Raw genomic sequence first — 20406 nt, forward strand, 5'->3', positions numbered from 1 at the left:
TTAACAAATAATCTGCAGTTTATTGAATGCGAAACAAATGGCTTTCACTATCTCCGGGACGAGAAAAATAAATAGTGGTTTCATCATCATTGATTGAAAAATTTTCGTAATTTGAAGGCCGGGCCATAACAAACTGACGGCTTTGGCTGGCAAATTCATAAAAGTACAAATTACTTTCCTCGTCTACCCTGTCGCTGTAATAAATACCTTCCCGGGTTACCTGAAAATCATTATTGGTGAAAAAACCTAACATTAGCTGACGATCAATAAGCAGCGAAGAGCTGTCTGTTTCCGGATCATATTGGTATATATCAATACTTTTTTTCGGACGAAAATATAGCTTGCCGTCCCAGCCTTCTTTGGCAATGGCAACATTTTCAGGACCAAACCTTTCTATGGGAAATCCCATCCGTCCCATCCGCATAAGCGGCCACTGATCATTTTTTGATAATGAAAAATATAGCCATTGGCCATCTTTAGACCAGGAGGCATATTTAGGATTAATGCCATCGGGGCAAAGCTGACTGACCTGCTGAGTCGCTATATCTATCAGGAAGCAAGAATTATCAGCATTGATTAATGCTTCATTGGAATCGGGTCGGACACTTATCTGGGGAGGCCAGGTAACCTCTTGGTCAAAATATAATAACAGGCGATTTTCTTGTTTTGATAACAACCGGATTTCCTGACTTTTGTTCGGGTTTAACCGGCTGTAGACGACACGCTCGTCACCTGCCCAGGTTGCTAACCTGTGGTGCCCCGTTGGCGGGATCAGTTCGGTGAAAAATCCGGGGGCTTTTGCCTGATTTTTCCCGGGTTGTGTTCTTGGATTTATTGCACTGACGATACTGGCGCCATTACTCAGGTAACTCCATTCCTGCTGCATGACTATTGCCCTGTTATTGCGGGCCTTAACCGGATAATAGCCAATGTCTTTACTTTCACTATAAGGTTCGAACTGCTCCGTATCCAAACGGTAACGTGTCAGATAACCTAAGTCATTGAGATAAAGCACCGCTTTATTATCAAGCCAGGTAATATTATTACGCTGACGCTGACCTATGTTGGCAATTTCTGTCAGCTTATCGAGTGTCAGATCATAAAAGTAAAGGAAATAACCTCCTACTTTTTTGCGAATAATGGCAATGTTTTTGCCGTCAGGCGATACATCAAACAAATAATCTCCCCGGCCGTACAGCGGAGGGGAAGTCAGTTGTATTGTTTTTCTGGTACGGGTATTGTATTTGTAGAGTTTATAAGGGGTTGTATCTTCCCCCATATGGCTGCTGTAAACAAAATTATCCTGGTCTATCCAGGCTATTCTGGCCATATCATCAAATTCATCAATATCGAGTAATTTGGTTTCCGGGCCAAAAGTTAACTTATCCGGGTTGATCTCTATATGGTAAAAGGCCTTATTACCCCGATGAAAACGCAGAAAGCTTACCCCTTTACCATCTGGCGTAAAGACCGGAAAATCCTCATAAACATGATGTCCGAGCTTAGCAACTGCTTTATCCGCTGTGGACATGGCTATCGCGGGATTTGGTGTTAACGATACAACTTGTTGCTCACCTTCGAGTTGCTGCAGGCGGATAGTCCAAAAAGGGCTGTTAGGGTCTTTATGGCTATAAGCTATCAGGCTGCCGTCGGGGCTGACGGCAGCATTTCGCTCACGCCCTTCGATAAAGGTAACTTGTTGAGGTAAAAGTGAATGGGTCCAGGTAATGGGGTAAATTGAGTATATAAAAACCAGGGAACAAGTCAGCAGTAAAATACCGCTGATTAATATATTACGGGTGAACAGGCTGCTTTGACCAATAAACTTGCCGGCCCGACTCGATAATCCCGGCCTTTTTTTAGCCGGTTTTTCTCCCTGCCCTGCCAGTGTCAGTTGTGCCAGCATGCGGTAACCACTTGCCTGCTTTCCGGTGACCGTCAGTATATATTGACTGTCGGGATCCAGACTGTTCAATGCCTGGCGCAACAGGTATATATGTTGAGAAATGGTATGTGCGGTGGTGGAGGTATTGTTCCAGATATGGGTTTTTAAATCTTCCCGTGAAATAACCTTATCGGGCTGTTCGGCCATATAACAAAGTAAACGAGTCGTCATTGACTGGATAGTTATTGTTTTATCACCACAAATCAGCGTATCCTGCTGCGGCAATACCTTTATCCTTCCGATAGAAAAACATTCTTCATCTAATAACATAAGCAACCATTTTATTTTTATTTTATTGGCTTATTCGGTAATTTTTACTTATAGATAAAATCTATTTTTTCTGTGCATAGGTATATTTTCAAACAACCTCAAAACACTTTGATTTTCATAAAAATTTCACAGTGTAGCCCCAATCGTTATTGTAGTGCTCTAATGATTCCGGACATCATATTGGCCGATATTATTACCCTTTAAGCTGGGATGTTCAATGACTGAAAAAGGTCAACCATCCACCCTAACAACCCATTAAAGCCAAAATTGGATAAAAATATAAGCCAAAAAATAATATTCATTTTTTCATTTCTCAAACCTTTTCCCCTTTAGTGAAGTGACACGGCATTTGGATGTTCAAAATGATGAAAGCTGCATGTTTTACTTCGTATTTATGACACTTAACTAAGGGTCAAGGGCTGCCGGAATATAGTGCAGGTTTTACCCTGGAGGGCCCAAGGCCCTGAGTGGCCTGAGCAATTTGTGATACATTATTTAAAAGTATGCTTTGCTTGTCAAAAGGCGCCTAACTTACTTATCGTATTTTCATACTCTTTTCGCAGCCTTATCAGCAGGCACGGGCATCCAAAAACTTATTCTGAATTTTTTACCGGGTTGAAGACGAGCGTGAGTAGGCTTTTACGGCGGCGAGGGAAGCCGGAGGTGTAAGTTGCAATAGAACAACCTCCGGTCTCAATAGTACAAGTTTTGGCTGCCCAACTCTGCCTTCCAACTCTGTTTCAATCCAGCTCTGTTTATTTGGCTACCCGCCGGTTTGAACTGATCAAAAACCAAACAAAACGTTGCAATCCATAAATTGCCGGGTATATTGTATACTGAATATCATATGCGATAACCCAGCAGTTTGGACATATGATGCAGTCATTCAACGCCGCTGTCCCAAGAAATACTTTCTTAACCGACAGCTTCCATCTTCAATAAAAATAAATAAAGTGAAGTGATTGATATGATAAATAAAAAAAGGACTTTGATGTCTGCAGCCATGTTGGTTGCAACCTCATACACCCAAGCAGCCCAGTTCGGTCATCAGGAAGTAGCGCCGCAACATTGTAACGCCAGTGACGTAAACGCCCTGCACTATAAAAATCACCCGGCGGCACTAAAAGAAGCGATTGAACGTCGGAAAAATATTGCTGAGATCAGCCGGTCGCGTGCGGGCAAGCAAACGGAAAAAGCGGCCGTTTCAGCAACTTCGGATAATACGCCGATATCAGTGAACGCCATCACGACTGATCCAAGCTATATTATCCCTGTGGTATTTCATGTTTATGGCACCGTACATAACGGCGATACCGTAGACGATGCCGTGATCAAGGATGCGTTGTTAAGAACCAATGAGGACTTCCAGGGCCAGGCACCTGACTTTGATGAAATTGATTCGGAGTTCTCCGATCTTAAAGATACCCTGAGTGTCGAGTTTCGCCTGGCGACCTTAGACCCCAATGGTAACCCCACCAGTGGTATTATCTATTACCCGGCTTCATCGGGTGCCGGCAATTATTCAAGCTCAGACGTGCGTGACGATCATTGGGATAACTATAAGTATATGAATGTCTACATTCAAAATGATTTATACGGCGACGGGGTGACCAACAATTCTGGTGTGGCCTGGTATCCCGATACCACCATGTCGAATGACGGCCTGGCACGGGTTGTCTACAATGGCGCCTACTTAGGTGATAATACCGATGAAAATTTCCGTTCGGTATTAACCCATGAATTTGGTCACTTCCTCGATTTGATCCATACCTTTGAAGGCGGCTGTAGCTCACGTAACGTCAACCAGTGCACCAGCACGGGCGATGAGGTATGCGACACCCCGCAGCAAGATAACTCAGATATGCAGGGAGGCGCCTTAAACTGCCAGGGAGAAGTCATTAACTGGCAAAACTTTATGGCCTATTCCGATCAATATGCCAACTACACAAAAGATCAGGTTGACCGCATGCTCAATGCCATGACAGTGCCGTCACGCGCCAGTTTGTGGTCACAAGCCAACCTGATTGCCACAGGTACCGCCAATGACAGCGGCATTGATGAAGAAATAGTGCTGTTTAACGGCAGCAATGAATTCATTTCTGCAACGGGTACCGGGCAGGTACTGGCTTATATCGATGTACCGCCTGGCAGCAGCAACCTGGAAATATCCATCAGTGGCAGCAGCGGCGATGCCGATCTTTATGTCAACCGCGGCAGTTATTCAAGCTCAAGCAGCGCCGACTGTTTTCTTAACATAGGCGGCAGCAATGAAACCTGTAATGAAAGTGAATTCGGCCCAACCCAGGCAGACAGATATTATGTGGTTGTGAAGGGCTACAACAACAGCAGCTTTGACAATGTCACCCTGCAGGCAAGTTATGATAACGGCTCAGGCAATGGCACGGTCACCAGCTTTGATGTCAATGTTGGCGACGGCAGCTACCAATATTTTGAAGTAGAATTGCCACCGGGGGCAACGAGTTTAGTGGCTGAATTAGATAAAAACGGCGGCACTGCCATGTTGATGCTCAAAGAGGGCGCCCAGCCTTCGGGGCGGGACTACGACCTCAGAGACACTAGCGGCAGCCAAGTCACCATGAACAACCCTGCTTCCGGTAGCTGGCATATCGCCGTGCGTGGCCGGGCAGATGGAGTCAGCAACGGTACACTGACCGTTACAGTGAACTAAACCGTTTGGTTCGCTGAGTATATCTGGCCCTGAGGGCTCCCCGGCCATTCATATATTTAGAGCTTGTCGCCTGCCTGATAACCGGCGATTAGACTGACTATAAGATAAGCCTGGGAGCCTTTAGGGCAGATCCCGTGTTAGCAAGAGTAAGTCGCTAACAAACCTGTGCTCAAGTCATCGAGCATAAAAAAACCATGGTAAAAATCATTGACGATCCGCTTCTGTCACTCGGAAGTCTCGCCTTGTTTTTATTACTGAGTTTTATCACTTAAACAAAGGAAATGTTTATGAAGAAGAATAAAATAACCGTCCTACTGCTGGCCCTGGCTGCTGTTTCAGCGCAAAATGCCCTGGCCGCCGAATCAATAAACGCCAGAAAACACCTCAAGCAGCATCCCGTTTCCGGGGTTGAAATGCACAGTGTTTTAGGTTTGTCTGCCGAACACAGTTTTCGGGTTAAAAGTAAGCGGGTATTCAAAAACGGAAAATCAAAACAGCGTATGTCGCAGTATTACCGGGGCGTACCTGTTTGGGGCCAGAGTGTTGCTACAGAAGTCTCCCCTATGGGGGTACTGAGTGATATCTCGGGGACTTTCGCCCAAAATATCGCAACAGATGTCAGCTCCGTGATACCCGGATTGAGTGAAGCACAAGTCAAAAGCATCAACCGGAAAAAAAATGGCGATACTGAGGTATCTCATGAAACCGCAGAGCTTATTATCTATATCGGCGATGATAACCGTGCCCACCTGGCTTATAAAACCGATTACGTGGTGTATTCCGAAACGCCGCGCCGGCCCACCGCTATCATAGATGCCGATAACGGCGTGATATTGCTGGCCTATGACGCCATGGCCTTTGCCGAAGCAACAGGCCCGGGAGGCAATGAAAAAACCGGCCAGTATTATTACGGCCGTGACTTCCCTGCTTTAAACGTGACCGATGATTGCCGTATGGACAATGACAATGTTGCTACCATAGACATGAATCACGCCACCTCGGGGGGAGAAATTCACCAGTTTACCTGCCCTGAAAACCTCTATAAGCCAGTTAATGGCGGTTATTCTGCCCTTAATGATGCCCATTACTTTGGTGGTGTTGTTTTTGATATGTACAATGACTGGTACCAGAGTGCGCCGCTACAGTTTAAACTGGCGATGCGGGTGCATTATGGTGTTGACTATGAAAATGCCTTTTGGGACGGTCAGCAAATGACCTTCGGTGACGGCCTGGACAGGTACTATCCCCTGGTGAGTCTGGATGTGGTTTCCCATGAGATCAGCCACGGCTTTACCGAGCAAAACTCAGGTCTGGCTTATTTCTCTCAATCCGGCGGCATTAACGAGTCTTTTTCAGATGTTATGGGAGAAGTGGCAAAATATTACAGCCGCGGCAGCAATGACTGGCATGTCGGTGGTGATATTTTTAAAGCCGACGGGGCACTGCGTTACATGGATAACCCGCCACAAGACGGCAACTCTATTGACCATGCAGATGACTATTATGGCTTTATGAATGTGCATTACAGCTCAGGGGTATTTAATAAAGCCTTCTACCTGCTGACCAATACCCCGGGTTGGGACATACGCATGGCCGGCGAAACTTATGTGGTCGCCAACCAGCTCTACTGGCAGGCAACCTCCAGCTTTGAAGACGGAGCCTGCGGTGTTTATACCGCGGCGCGTGATTTAGGCTACAACCTCAATGATGTCGAAACCGCCTTTAATGGGGTCGGGGTTGCCATGTGCGATGAATTCAGCGAAGAAAGGCCGCCGACACCGCCGGAATATACCCTGCTGGAAAACGGCACTGTACTCACCGACCTTTGGTCTGATGACAGAGTTCACCTTAAATACGCCATTGAAGTGCCTGAAGGGGCAACAACCCTGGATGTCGCCATCAGCGGCCCTATTGTCGATACCACTTATGACAATGCCGATCTGGTCATTCAATATGAAGGCATACCGACACCGGTAGACAATCTTTGTTATCCGGGCCAACCCGATAACAATGAGAGCTGTAGCTTTAGCAATCCTGAGGCAGGTATCTGGTACATAGTTATCGAGGCACAAGTGAGTTTTGAACAGCTTACCTTGTCGGTCGCCCATGATGGCAGTGATATTCCCAACCCGGGTGAAGGCGACAGCGGTACGGAATCAGGACTTTCAGCCAGCCGTAATCAATGGCTGTACCGTACCCTTGAAGTGCCTGAAGGCATGGGCACGCTGGATGTTTCCCTGACCGGCGGCACCGGTGATGCCAGCTTGTATTTAAAGCACGGCAGTGAGCCCAGCAACAGGAACAACGATTGCCGCTCTCGCACCGACGGTAATGAAGAGTCATGTATTATCAACGCTCCCGATGCCGGCGCCTGGTACATAGGTTTGAGGGGCAGCGGCGGTAGCTTTGATGATGTCACAATGAACTGGCAATATCAGCCGTAATGTTTCGGCTAAATCAATAGCAAGATTAATATCCGGTATCCTGGGGATATCGGATGTTTTGCCTTGGCAGGAGGCAAAGCCGGACATTCGTTTGGAGACTGTATTAAATTTGTGTAACTGCCTATCACAACTAGTCTTTATAGCGTTAAGGATAGGCAGATTATAAATAATAAAGCACTTGAAGGCTTTGCCAAAGAGAGCTTATTCGGTAATTTTTACTTATAGATAAAATCTATCTTTTCTGTGCATAGGTATATTTTCAAACAACCTCAAAACACTTTAATTTTTATAAAAGTGTCGCAGTGTAGCATCAACCGTTATTGTAGTACTCTAATGCCCCCGGACATCATATTGGCCGATATTATTACCCCTTAAGCAGGGATGTTCAATGACTGAATAAGGTCAACCATCTCCCCTAACAACCCATTAAAGCCAAAATTGGTTAAAAATATAAGCTAAAAAAATAATATTTATTTTTTCATTTCTCAAACCTTTTCACCCTTAATGAAGTGACGCGGCATTTGGATGTTCAAAATGATGAAAGCTGCATTTTTTGCTCCGTATTTATGACGCTTAACTAAGGTTTAACTAAGGCTTAAGAGCTAAGGGCTGCCGGAATGCAGTGCAGGTTTACCCTGGAGGGCCCAAGGCCCAGAGTGGACTTGAACAACTTGTGATACATTATTTAAAAGCATCCTTTGCTTGTCAAAAGGCGCCCTATAATTCTAGAAAAGGTGCCTAACTTACTTATCGTATTTTCATACTTTTTCACTGCCTTATCAGCAGGCACAGGCGTCCCAAAATTTATTCTGAATTTTTTACCGGATTGAAGACAAGTGTGAGTAGGCCATTACGGCGGGGAGCCGGAGGTGGAAAAATGTTTCTGCGCGGATTCATGTTCCAAGCTTGCACACTTGTTTGTTATTTCGTCTCAACGATCTTCAGGAGCATATCGTGGTGGTCGAGAAAATAAGCGAAATCGGCCACTCCGTGGGTTACAGCCTTACGCACGCCGCCTTCACCATTGGCAACCATATCGAGGATTTCTTCCTCACTATGTTTTGGCCCATATTCCTCCCAGCTAAATACACCATCGCGGTAGAACATGCCTGTGGCGGCATTCCAGTGCAGATGTCCGTCCTGGTCACACTCATCATCAGCATCAGCGCTGCGACTCCAAACAAAAGGGTCTTCTCTAAGGTCAAACGAGATCGTCATCTCTTCACCTGTATACTCATCGACCATAGGTTCAATAACGCCTTCGTTATTTCTCATATAAAAGCCAACCGTGATTATCCCTGGTGCATTTGACATTACCATTCATCCTTGTCTGTGTGTCGAATAGCAATTGCCACTGACACTTTTAATTTAAAGTCTAACTATAGCATGGATAGACAAAGCGATAGACAGATCAAGGCTCTGGCAAGAGGTGTTGCTATAGAGCAACCTCCGGCTTCAATAATACAATTTTTTGGCTGTCCAACTCTGTTTCAGTCCTGCTCTGTTTCAAGAGCTATAACATGGAGCTAATATCTATCATTAATTGAATTTTTCAACGCCGACAGACGTTATCTTCCTATCTAAAAACGTAACATCAGCGAATCTTACACAGTGATAAGAAATATAGTTGAGGAGTGAATATTTTCACCTACTGACGGTCGTCATTGAATCTGAAATAAACACTTGGAAGAGGCTTTTTATTCTTACTATACTCAAGACTTAAAATTCTCCACATCTAAATTATCAACTGATCAATTTGGTTAACAAGGAGGAATTTTCTATGAACTACCGCAAAAAGAAATTAAATAGTATTGTTGTGTTGTTAATGTTCATTGTATCAATGCCATCGGGTGCAACATTGTTGACTTATAATGGTACATTGGAGCATATATTTATTGATACCGGTTCCAGTCCATACGCAGGAGCAACAGTTGGAGATTCTTACTTTGGACATTTCGAAGCAGGAAATTCTGTCAATGAATCAAAGCCCATACTACCTTGCCTAAATGACGAATGTGAGTATCTATTTTCTGGCCCCCCGTACAACGCTGCCATTAGCAATGCAACTACAACTCAAACCACTACCGATCTAAGCATCATTATTTGGGATGAATATAATCTTGAACATGACGATGCAGCAACTGTAAACATGTTGCCTGGCGTCTCGTTAGAAGTTGGTACTTTGCTTGATGCATGGATAGGCAGCGCATTTATAGGCACAAAAGGGAACGCAGAACTCCTTTTCGTTTCTTTTGATACCAGCTTGTATTCCGATCTGCAGTTTCAAGCGCTTCCTGATATAACGAGGACTGATCTTGCAATTTTCTTTATCCAAGAATCAGATGATGTCGGGAACATTATATTCGAAGGAATAGGAACCATAAACAGTGTATCAAAAATACCAATTACTGCGACGTTTTGGTTATTTGCTTTAGGGCTTACTTGTTTGATGGGGAAGCATTTAGGCAAGCGCGTCTAAGGCAGGCCTATGGGGTCAAATCTTGTTTTTTGCAATCATACCAGGAAGGGGTTATATGCTGGTTCTGAGTAATCTAAAAGGTTAATGGTGGCGAAGGAGCACAAGAAAAGCTAGATACTTCACCGCATTGAGCAAACTCATCGCACAGTATCGGCGGCCATCACCTTTCAAATAAAAAAGGGGCTGTTCAAAGATCAAATCCATGCTTTATAAGAAGTACATCAATATTATTTATCCCATTCTATCGATTAACTATAGTTACATATGAAAAGTCTCTATGTTGGTAGAGGAGCAAAGTATGTTTGAGTTACAGAAGAAAGGTAAAAGCAACTTTCACAATTTAGCTAATCGTACTCAAGGTAGAGTAAATGCTATTCCGCATATCAGTAAAAGCCGTATTGCGATTCAAAATATCCTCAATGATAACAATTTGCCCATGGATGGGGAGAAGAGCGCAGCAAGCTATCGGACCCACGGTGTTAAAAAGCCTGCCAAGGCTGATTCAATTGCTCAGTCTTTCACAGGGGGGATACCGACTCGCTCCGATAAGATTGGCAGAGAAGAGCCTGACGGGCAAGATCAAAATACATCACTGACCAGCATGTCAAAATTTACCAAGTCGGCAACTCAAAAAGGCTTGTCGATAGAGGTAGAAGGGGAAAATCTTTTTTCATCCACTGATTACCCTGGAGGTTTTCGCTGGACGCAAACCATTGATACCAATGCGCCATTAGGTGGTACATCAACCCCTTATGTGGACCCACGGCCAAATGATGATAGCAAACCCTTTTATTGGACCGATGCCGAGCATGCCAGCAGCCCTTCTACCTTTAAAGATAAACCATGGCGACCTGTTCCTGGATCCGGGACAACCTGGTGGACGGCAACGTTAGCTTTAAATGGCGTAGATGATGCTAAAAAGAAAGTTACGGCATTTGACGCTATCTCTTATGGTTTTACCCTGGATAGTGCTGGTACCGTTACGCTTGTTCAGCCTACATCTGTCACCTTGACGAGTCACCAAAGTGTTTTGTCTTCTGAGTTTTCATCATGGACCTTTAGCTAGCAAAGTGGGGTCAGGAGGGGCAGGCCCTGCTCTTTGCAATGCTGTAAGGCTTTAGCAATCGACAGTGCAATAAAATAGACCTGGCCCCAAAGTTTCTAAACTTTAAATTTTGAAATAGAAGCATTAAGCGTATTCGAAATGTCGGTAATTTCACTTGAGTGTTGGTTCAGCTCCTGGCTCAGTGAATTGACATCATCCACTTTAATGACCAGTTCATTAACCTGCTTACTGATATCCAGAGATACTACAGACTGTTCTTGTGCGGCAGTTGCTATCTGCGATGTGACATCGTTCACCGCGACAAAACCGTCGCTGATACTGCTAATAGAGCCTCCTACCTTATCAGAGTTGTCCATCAAGCAAGTAAATTCACCTTTGGTTTCTTCCATGCCTGATGATACTTCCTGAGCTTTCGATTTAAGCATTTCTATGGTCTGTGAAATTTCTTTGGTAGACAACTGAGTGCGTTGAGCAAGCGAGCGGACTTCGTCGGCCACCACTGCAAATCCCCTGCCCTGTTCGCCCGCTCTGGCAGCTTCAATCGCCGCATTTAAAGCGAGTAAATTGGTTTGTTCGGCAATGCCGTTAATCACGTCAACAACCTGGTTAACACTGGTTACTGTTTCACTCAGCTCAGCTATGGCTTTGTCTGCTGTTTCTAAATTATTGCGAATATTACTAACCGAGTTGTCGGCTTGTTCCATGGCTTGACGTCCATTTTCAATTTCCTGTTTGGCTTTAGACACTATGCCAATGGCATTTTCACATACCCCGGCTACTTCACTGGCACTGTGCGACAACTCTTCAATGGCGGTGGCAATTAAGTCGGTAGATTGCTTTTGAGAGTCCACCAGTTCCATGCCCAAAGATGCACTGCCGGATAACTGGTGTGATGCTTTAGAGGTTGACTCTGAACTTTGTTTCACGTCAGAAATAATATTACTTAATGAATCAACCATGACATCAAGGGCGTCATTGAGCTGGCCTAATTCATTGTCAGATTGAATGGTTCTGTTGCCACTACTTGTTAAATCTCCTTTAGCGACAACCAACGCAGCCTGCCTTAACTTCTCGATTGGCTTAACCACTTTTGCAATGATAAAGGCGTAACAGCCCATAAAAAAGATTAATAAAATGACAACAAAGGCAATGGCAATAGTTACCTTTGAACTGACTTGTTCAGAAACCAGGTTAAACTCCTCCAGTTTTCTACTGCTGAGCATGGTCATAAACTTATCAACCGGCGCAAATATCTTGTTGCGCTCTTGATGATAACCAGAGTCAAACAGTAAATTGATCGCTTTTTTCCATTGCTTTATTTCTTCTCCGGTGAGCTGCTCCGGCGCTTTGTTTTCAAATGGTTCCACTAGATTAAATGCTTGTTCTTCCGTGGTGATTAAGTTGAAGGACAAATCAACCGATTTATCCAGCAATTGAAGTTCCTGTTTTGTAAACTCATTCTCTACCAATAGCTCTCTAAATGGTATTTTGCGGCCATCCGGGCGAGGCGCTTTGCCTTCGATTTTATCCACAATCGAAAAGTATTCATCTTTAAATTTGGGGTCTAAGGTTGCCACGTAAGTTCGCGCTAACCGCGTTAGCGCGTCTGAATCGAGCTGAACTTCTTGAGCTAATTTGTATGAGTTAAGTCGTTCGTTGGCACTGGTAACCGACTCTTCTTGGGAAGACGATAACATGAAGGTTAAAGTAAGAATGCCGATTAATATGACTCCGGCGCAGGTAAACATGATTTGAAGGAGCTTTCTGATGGTCATAGAAAAGTAACCGCCTTAATAATACTTACCTAAAGTTAGAAGATAATTTGCTATTTTTCATTTTGCTATTTTTCATTTAATTATTTTATAAATTATCTTTAACATTCCTTTTATTTTTTATGCGGAGTTGAGCACTGTGAAGGAGTTAGCACTGGATTTTGCTGGCAAATCTCTTTTATGCTAAATGAAAGCCCTGATAAACTCTCCAAGCTTTAATTTGAAAGTACTCCGCACATTTTATGCCAGATCTTAATAGGTGTTTTATAAGTAAGCTACTTTCTCTGAAGCCTGAATAGAACCGAAATTATCCTATTGATATTTAAATTATTTGAGGCGAGTTGTCGATGTCTGAAACATGTGCAGCCTATGAGCTGATCCTGTCATCATAGCTTTTACGGCAATGCTTAATATCGTCATAATGTTCGTTCGCCCAAGATACTAATTGATATAAAGGTTTAACGATACCAGTGGCCATTTTTGTGAGCTCGTATTCAACTCTTACCGGGACTTTTGGAAAAACGGTTCTTTTTACATAACCTTTTCGCTCTAAATCTCGCAGCGTTTGCGTTAACATCCGCTGAGTGAAATGACCAAAAGGGCTTGAATATTATTGATACCTGGCGGATTGAAAATGGAAAAATTGTTGAACATTGGGATTCCATTCAAGCGCTTGACAGTTTTATGTGATTTTATTCCCTGGTCAGTGGCGGCAATACCCGAAACTCAAACGGGGTCTTTTAGTCTCTGGCAATAAAGTCTTTTGGTGGTTAGGCTTATTTCGCCCTGACCGCCAATACCATTAAGGTTAGCCGTATCGTGAACCGGCATCAGGATAAACTCATTGCCGAGATATTCAAAACTCCGGCATATGATCCTCACCACGAGCTATTTGCACAATTTGTTCCCGTAACCAGCGGTTGCTTTGGTCATCTTTATTTTTAACATGCCAATATAGCTTCATGGAAAAACTCGTTAAATTGACAGGTGTTTTAAACGCTGTGATATTGAATTTGTCCGCGATAACCTCCATGAATTTTCGTGGTGCCGTCAGTATGGCGTCGCTTGATTCCAGGATATGGGGAGCGCTTGAGAAGTTAGCCACTTTAAACTGCACATCTCTGGATAAGCCCATTTTTTCTAACACGTCATCAACCATACCGCGGTTGTCTTTCCCGGTTCCCGCCAAAATGTGGGGATACCGACAAAAGCTTTGTGCGTCGCGTTTCGTGCCTAAAAAAGGATGCCCGTTTCTTGTCGCTGAGAGGAAGTCGTCGCGATACAGGGTTGTTACCATCAAGCTCGGGTGACTCGACTCTACCACACTAATGCTAAAGTCAACTTCACCACTCTCTATTTGACTGGCGAGACTGTGCTTATCCAGTTTATTGAAAATCAGATGAATATTGGGAGCTACTTTACTAAGGTGTTTTATTAAAGGTGCCGCGATAACCTGCTCAACCAGGTCACTGGTCGCAATATAAAAAGTACGGCTGGAATATAATGGTTCAAACTCCTCCTGGATCAATATATTGCGTTCAAAATCATTTAACCAGCGATTTAAACGGGTTTGCATCGACTCCGCTCTAGGGGTCAATACTAATTTATTACCCTGACGGATCACTAATGAGTCATTGAAACTGTGACGAAGTTTTTTCAAGGTATGACTGACCGCTGATTGTGTCAACCCGGCACGTTCACCGGCACGCGTTAGATTTTTTGTTTCAAATATCAGTTGCAGCAGTCTTAGCTGGTTTAACTCTATGTCAGAAATATTACTCATGACAACAAATCCAGGTCATTAATCTTATTCATAGCTATATTAGCTTAATTAATTTCATTAATGAACATGCAAACCTTATTCTGTTTGTGAATCGAACACAGTCACACTCAATTTTAAGGTAATGATAATGAAACTGAAAAAACTCCTTGCTGTCGCGGCTCTAGTGATTAGCCCGGTAACCATGGCAGACAACATCTTAGTTGTTATGTCTGATATCTCTGAGATGAAGCTCAAGAATGGTTATAACTACAAAACCGGCTTTTACCTGAATGAGCTTATGGAGCCGGTTAAGCTGTTCATGGATGCAGGCCATACACTGACCTTTGCTACGCCAACCGGCTTGGCGCCAACCTTAGATCCTGTTTCTGATACACCAGAGCATTTCCTCGACGTAAGTAAAGCAAACTACAACGTCCATAAAACGCTTTTAAATAAGCTAAAGCTGACCGACAAAAAATACAGCCCGATTTTAAGCTTCTCCCGTATCGAACAAATCGGTATTGAGCATTTTGATGCCGTGTTTGTCCCTGGCGGTCACGCACCATTAGGCGATTTAGTTGCTAATGATCAACTGGGTAGCTTTTTACGTCACTTTAATGCCGAGTCCAAGCCGACCGCACTGGTGTGCCACGGCCCGGTTGCTCTGCTGTCTGCACTAGCAAACAATGCTGATTTTGAAGTGCAAATGAAAGCAGGAAAAAAGGCCAAGCCGGCAGCAGGTTGGATTTATGACGGCTACAACATGACCACCTTCAGCAATGCAGAAGAAACCGTTGCCACCAAATACTACTTAGGAGGTGATGAGTTGTTCTACTGGCCGCAAGCAGCATTAACCAATGCTGGTGGTAATTACTCTCGCAGCCAGGAAGACTGGCAGCCGCACATAGTTGTCGACCGTGAATTAATCACTGGCCAAAACAACAAATCTTCGGTGGGGGTTGCTCAGGCATTGCTAACCCTACTGAACTGATATGCCGCCGCTTAGGCATCAAGTACAAAAAACAACTTATTCAGACAAGGCTTAATACAAGCATATTTAATAATCAGGAAACTATCATGACTAAAACAATTCTTATTACCGGTTCAAACAGTGGCTTCGGCTATCTTATTGCCAATACCCTGGCAAGCAATGGCTACAAAGTGATTGGCTCAATGCGCGATCCTCAGGGACGTAATGCCTCCATCGCCAATGAGTTAAAAGCCAAAGGTATTCTTGTCGTCGATATAGACGTAACAGATGATGAAAGTGTTGCCAGGGGGGTTACTGAAGCAATCGAAGCCGCAGGTGCAATTGATGTCTTAATTAACAATGCGGGCGTGGGAACACTTGGTTGGCAGGAGAGCTTTGATATAGAAGATTTCAAGAAGGTTTTTGACATCAATGTCTTTGGGGTTCAGCGGTTAACACGCGCAGTGTTGCCACAAATGAAGCAGCGGGGTCATGGCACCTTAATCCAGATCTCAAGCATATTAGGCAAGTTTGTTTTGCCTTTCTTAGGCTCTTACAATGCCACCAAGCATGCCGTAGAAGGGTTGGCAGAAAATTATCGTGTAGAGCTTTCACAGTTTGGTGTGCAGTCTTTAATTGTTCAGCCTGGCGGGTTTGGCACTGACTTTGGCGCAAACCTGTTAAAAGCCAGTGATAAGGCTGTGGCCCAGAGCTATGGAGAATATGCTGATGCTCCTGAACAAATGTGGGCAGGCACTGAGCAGAGCCATGACTTGGAAGATGCGCCGGATCCACAGATGGTTGCAGATGCTGTGCTAAAGCTATTGGAAACAGCGCCTGAAAATCGCCCGTTTAGAACCACTGTCGATGGCACTGGCTTGAACCCGGCTATAGAGGCAGTTAACCAAGCTACTGAAAATGCCATGCAAGAAATTTATTCCACTTACTCAATGGATAATTTGTTTCAGCTTAAACAGAGCTAAGTTGAACGACTAACTCTTTAAGGCGCACCTTTTATTTTATTGTAATTTTACATTAGATTATCGGGTGCCCCTTAACCACGGGGTCAAAGACTGCCGTTGCCTAAATCAAAGAAAAACCGCTTTGGGCTTGGTGTATTGTTACCCGGTTCAACCAAAACAGAGCTTCCTTTTTGGGCGCGGCAAGGCGGCCAAGATGAACGGCCTAAAAAGTAACTCGCATCTCACCATGGGGTAAGGTTTCTGTGCCCGGGAAATACGTGTTATTGTTATTCAGTGAATCTAACGGCTGGTAAAACTCCGGCAAACTAATCCCGCCTCCCGGATTAGGTTCATATTGCCCTTCTTCTTGATCGTAATAATAGGGGTTTGTATCTTCACATCCTGATCTTTAATCTGACTCTCTTAATTTTTTCTTATCTGTCATCGTATTTTCCTTAAACTTGCCTGATATGTCTTATCTGACATATTTTTCTTTTTGTTTAATTATCAGCCATAGACAACTGAGCCGAGTAATTCCAAATGACACAAAAAAAATTGCGGCCGAAAAATATACTAATAAAGCAAAGAAGTCGCGTCAATTGATCATTGACTATAAAAGCATCAGGATTAGCTTGAAAAGAAATAAATGGCTCTTGAGAGACAACGAACATGAAACGTCGAAATGCACTGGATGCTGCTTTGCAGACGTTTGCTTAGCTTTGACAGTGCGGCTGTTACAGCCGGCGACAAAGTTAAGTAGGCGTTTAGCCGGGCAGCAAAATATGCCTGGCTTAAGCTGACATCTGCCCAATTAATAATCCTTGAAATTTGGCAAGCAAGTGTATGAAGGATTATGGGGAAAGGTTGTCCGGGCAGATTAAGAAGAGCCTGGCATACGCTTAGCAGCGGAATACATCCAAGGGCAAACTCACACAGCCGTTTTATTTACCGTGTGAGTTAAAATGCCCGCTTGTCTGAAAATTCTGCTATTTCTACCGATTATTCATGGCTTACCCAACTATTAGCAATAGTTTTTTCGTCGGAGTTATCCTGGGAGTTAGCATCAGTATCCCACCAATCCTGGCTATCAACCCACAGATAGCCGTCGACCCACAAATAGCCGTCGGCCCACAAATAGCCATCGGCCCACAAATAGCCGTCGGCCCACAAATAGCCATCGGCCCACAAATAGCCGTCGGCCCACAGATAGCCAGCGGCCCACGGGGAGTCGTTATTGTATAGCCCATTCCATTGCAGGCCTTCTGCGCCCAAAATATAATAATCGCCGCTATCGGGGTCCTGACGTGCCGGGCCGCCATAGTGCTGCTGGCCATCAATATCTGACGCGATATCCAGGTTATTGTTAACACATCCCATTTGCTGATCAGCCAGGGCGCTCATGGCATCAACCTGACCAGCCCCTTGCTGGAAAAGGCTAAAAGCCAGTTCGCCATTATTTTTTGTAGCAATTCTTGCCGAGTGCATCAGGCGGCATTTGATATCATCCGGGGAAAGATCGGGATCTTTTTGTAACATCAAGGCTACTATACCCGAGGTGATCGCGGTGGACTGGGAGGAGCCGGACAACAGGAAATACTCTTCGGTATCGTCGTACATGGAATATTTGCGGGCGATCAAAGAAGTTGCTTTAATCAATCCCTGGATATGACCGCCGGGTGCCACCAGATCCGGCTTAACAAACCCCTCAACAGTGGGGCCTGTACTGGAAAAGGTGGTGACAAAGTCATCATTGATTTCGTTCGGGGTATAATTGTCCGAGACCGCCCCGGCGGTAATAATATAAGGGGTATTTCCCGGTACGCCTATGGTCATGGCCTCAGGTCCCCTATTGCCTGCTGCGGCCACAACCGTGATACCGGCTTGCCAGGCGCGCATGACCGCTTGATTAATGGGATCATCCCAATAATAGGAGCTGGGAGCAGTGCTAAAAGATAAATTTAATACTTTGATATTAAAGGCTTCGCGGTTTTCAATCACATATTCAATGGCGGTAAGAATATCGGTATAGGAAGCTACACCATGTCTATTAAATGCTTTCACTATTACCAGGTTGGCATCCGGCGCTATGCTGTTATATCCACTGGTGACTTCTCCCGAAGTGTTATAAGTACGGGCATTGTTGGCGATAATACTGGTTATATGGCTTCCATGACCATTTTTATCAGTAATTACATCTCGTTGTTTTCTGCTTAATACGTTGTAAACATTTAATATTTTATCGTTACCCAAGGTATCTTTCTCAATATTTTGAAAACTCTCGACCCCGGTATCAATCACGGCTACCGTGACGCCCTGGCCGGTAAATCCTTGCAAATGAGCTTGATCGGCATTAACTATTGACGGGAAGAAGGTGTTTCTGTTTTTTCCCTGCACCGGGGTGGCATTGGTGGTGGTTAAGGATTGTTGTGTGCCGTCGGCAAAAAGCAGCAATACGCTATAATCACCATCCGCAACTGATGCCAGCTCGCCAAAGTCCATCTCAACTTCAATCTTGTCGTCTTTTTCTATACTGAGGTATTCCTCCGCAATGATATGTGCCGAACCACTATCTACCGGGCTTTCCAGGATATTTTCACCGTTAATGATGAGGTTCTCCACCGGGCCATTTTCTTGCGGCCAGTCAATAAGTACCTGGCTGACAAAAAGCTCTTTGTGGGCCAGGTTTAGGGTTTTCCACTTCAAACCATGATCAGAGATTTTGTAGCGGATGGGGGCGTTGTCTTTTTCCATGGCATCGGGCACCATAGTGATCAGGGTGCCGTCCTGCATGAGCGCACTAAAGCTATAGTCAGATTCGATCACGCTGGAGATTTGTTCAAATTTTAACTTGATCGTAAGTTTTTCATCGTTGGCAATATTTATGGGTATATCTGCTGGTACGGTCAAGGTGTATGAGCAGCCGGAAATATTTTGTGGCTCCAGCTTTGTACCATTGATATTTATGCCTGTTAACAAACCGTTAGCGACCGGCCAGGTTAGTGTTAGTTGTTTAAGCTGATGATTAATGTCAGTCTGATTTTTTATTTGCCAGGTAAGAAAATTTTTATCGAGTTTAAATTTAAGGGCTTTACTGGCACCCCAGCCAAGGGGATTGCTTCCTACTTTAACCCGGGTATCTTTGAATAGATGCAGGCCGGGATAGTTATCGGTAATAGTCCTGGCCTGACTAAGTGTCAGCTGGGCGGAAATAGCATTTATTATATTAAACTCTTGAGATAACTTGCCGCCGGAGTCTTTTATGGCAGCAAGCAATTGCGCTCTTTCCCCTCCCTGAAGGATATAGGTATCATATTGTGCCTTAGGTGGGTTGTGAATAAACATCAAGACAAGCAGTAACAAGCAAAGTAACGAGGATATTCCCCCAATTGTTAATAGGAACCCATTAACTTTCTTCATAAAAAATATTCCTTATATTGTCTGTGTATCAGGAAAAGCAATAAACAAACCAAAAAGAGGAATTCTTGTATGGCTTTGATTTATAATGAATTACTGCAATATGTCAGATAGTTCATTTTTTTCACAATGAAAATTTTAAAAAGATAATGTTCAGAATGGAAAAATTCGGCGAATGCTGCTGAAATTTTTGATGTAAATGGCGCTGACAGCCTTTTTTGACCACAGCTCAGGATGCTCACTTCTTTTTGCCCGATACAATGCTGTTTGTTTTCCGAAAATTTAAAAAGGTAAGCAACGGCATTCGAGAATAGTTGGAGCGCTGAGGTTAAGGAAACGATGGAATATGAGCTCGTGCCTTGTTGGCAATAAACGTAACTATAATGCCATCATTTTGATATTTATTGCTAATTTTGATAACTTTTCTGGGCTGTTAACGGATACAAGTACAAGACCGCACTTAATATGAATGCGCAGCTTCTATAATATCTTTCAGTTAGTTTTAGATGCTTAAAATGATGATAACGTTAACATTAAGGAAAAGCTCAGCGAGATATTTCTAAATTATAGAAAAGTGTTTTATAACAGTAACCGTTAACAGGGTTATTTGAATAATCAATCAGCCGGTGCTTA

Annotated in this window: 12 protein-coding genes; 6 read left to right on the top strand and 6 right to left on the bottom strand. The window is 43.9% G+C overall.

The features are described 5' to 3' along the window. Positions 1-19: 19 nt before the first annotated feature. Positions 20-2215, bottom strand: a complete 2196-nt coding sequence (locus SG35_RS29610; protein WP_044832347.1) for a winged helix-turn-helix domain-containing protein — start codon at positions 2213-2215, stop codon at positions 20-22. 967 nt (positions 2216-3182) lie between these two features. Between SG35_RS29610 and SG35_RS29615 the strand changes: the two genes are divergently transcribed. Together SG35_RS29615 and SG35_RS29620 are read left to right on the top strand one after the other, a co-directional pair. Continuing rightward, entirely contained in the window at positions 3183-4904 is a 1722-nt protein-coding gene (locus SG35_RS29615) for a M43 family zinc metalloprotease (protein ID WP_084692684.1), read from the top strand. A 287-nt stretch (positions 4905-5191) separates the two neighbouring features. Then, positions 5192-7348: a M4 family metallopeptidase gene (locus tag SG35_RS29620; RefSeq protein ID WP_044832346.1), complete on the top strand. Its 2157-nt coding sequence runs from the start codon at positions 5192-5194 to the stop codon at positions 7346-7348. A gap of 921 nt (positions 7349-8269) precedes the next feature. Here the strand turns inward: SG35_RS29620 and SG35_RS29625 are convergent. After that, positions 8270-8662 carry a hypothetical protein gene (locus SG35_RS29625; protein ID WP_044832345.1) on the bottom strand — a complete coding sequence of 131 codons (393 nt, stop codon included), beginning with the start codon at positions 8660-8662 and terminating at the stop codon, positions 8270-8272. 466 nt (positions 8663-9128) lie between these two features. Between SG35_RS29625 and SG35_RS29630 the strand changes: the two genes are divergently transcribed. Both SG35_RS29630 and SG35_RS29635 read left to right on the top strand, forming a co-directional pair. Next, positions 9129-9827, top strand: a complete 699-nt coding sequence (locus tag SG35_RS29630; RefSeq protein WP_044832344.1) for a hypothetical protein — start codon at positions 9129-9131, stop codon at positions 9825-9827. A gap of 298 nt (positions 9828-10125) precedes the next feature. Continuing rightward, positions 10126-10893: a hypothetical protein gene (locus SG35_RS29635; RefSeq protein ID WP_044832343.1), complete on the top strand. Its 768-nt coding sequence runs from the start codon at positions 10126-10128 to the stop codon at positions 10891-10893. 95 nt (positions 10894-10988) lie between these two features. Here the strand turns inward: SG35_RS29635 and SG35_RS29640 are convergent, their stop codons facing one another. The 3 genes from SG35_RS29640 to SG35_RS29650 all read right to left on the bottom strand — a co-directional run bounded on the left by SG35_RS29640 (position 10989) and on the right by SG35_RS29650 (position 14448). Continuing rightward, positions 10989-12668, bottom strand: coding sequence for a methyl-accepting chemotaxis protein (locus SG35_RS29640; protein WP_044832342.1), 1680 nt, complete (start codon positions 12666-12668; stop codon positions 10989-10991). 364 nt (positions 12669-13032) lie between these two features. Continuing rightward, positions 13033-13242 carry a winged helix-turn-helix transcriptional regulator gene (locus SG35_RS29645; protein ID WP_084692680.1) on the bottom strand — a complete coding sequence of 70 codons (210 nt, stop codon included), beginning with the start codon at positions 13240-13242 and terminating at the stop codon, positions 13033-13035. A gap of 279 nt (positions 13243-13521) precedes the next feature. Next, positions 13522-14448, bottom strand: coding sequence for a LysR family transcriptional regulator (locus tag SG35_RS29650; RefSeq protein WP_044832341.1), 927 nt, complete (start codon positions 14446-14448; stop codon positions 13522-13524). A 127-nt stretch (positions 14449-14575) separates the two neighbouring features. Between SG35_RS29650 and SG35_RS29655 the strand changes: the two genes are divergently transcribed. Both SG35_RS29655 and SG35_RS29660 read left to right on the top strand, forming a co-directional pair. After that, positions 14576-15418 (top strand): type 1 glutamine amidotransferase domain-containing protein, encoded by an 843-nt coding sequence (locus SG35_RS29655; RefSeq protein ID WP_044832340.1) that lies wholly within the window; start codon positions 14576-14578, stop codon positions 15416-15418. 86 nt (positions 15419-15504) lie between these two features. After that, positions 15505-16380: an SDR family oxidoreductase gene (locus SG35_RS29660; RefSeq protein WP_044832339.1), complete on the top strand. Its 876-nt coding sequence runs from the start codon at positions 15505-15507 to the stop codon at positions 16378-16380. Between the two features lie 978 nt (positions 16381-17358). Here the strand turns inward: SG35_RS29660 and SG35_RS29665 are convergent. Beyond that, positions 17359-19701 carry a S8 family peptidase gene (locus SG35_RS29665; RefSeq protein WP_053042957.1) on the bottom strand — a complete coding sequence of 781 codons (2343 nt, stop codon included), beginning with the start codon at positions 19699-19701 and terminating at the stop codon, positions 17359-17361. Positions 19702-20406: the final 705 nt, after the last annotated feature.

This window comes from Thalassomonas actiniarum (assembly GCF_000948975.2).
Taxonomy (GTDB): Bacteria; Pseudomonadota; Gammaproteobacteria; order Enterobacterales; family Alteromonadaceae; genus Thalassomonas; species Thalassomonas actiniarum.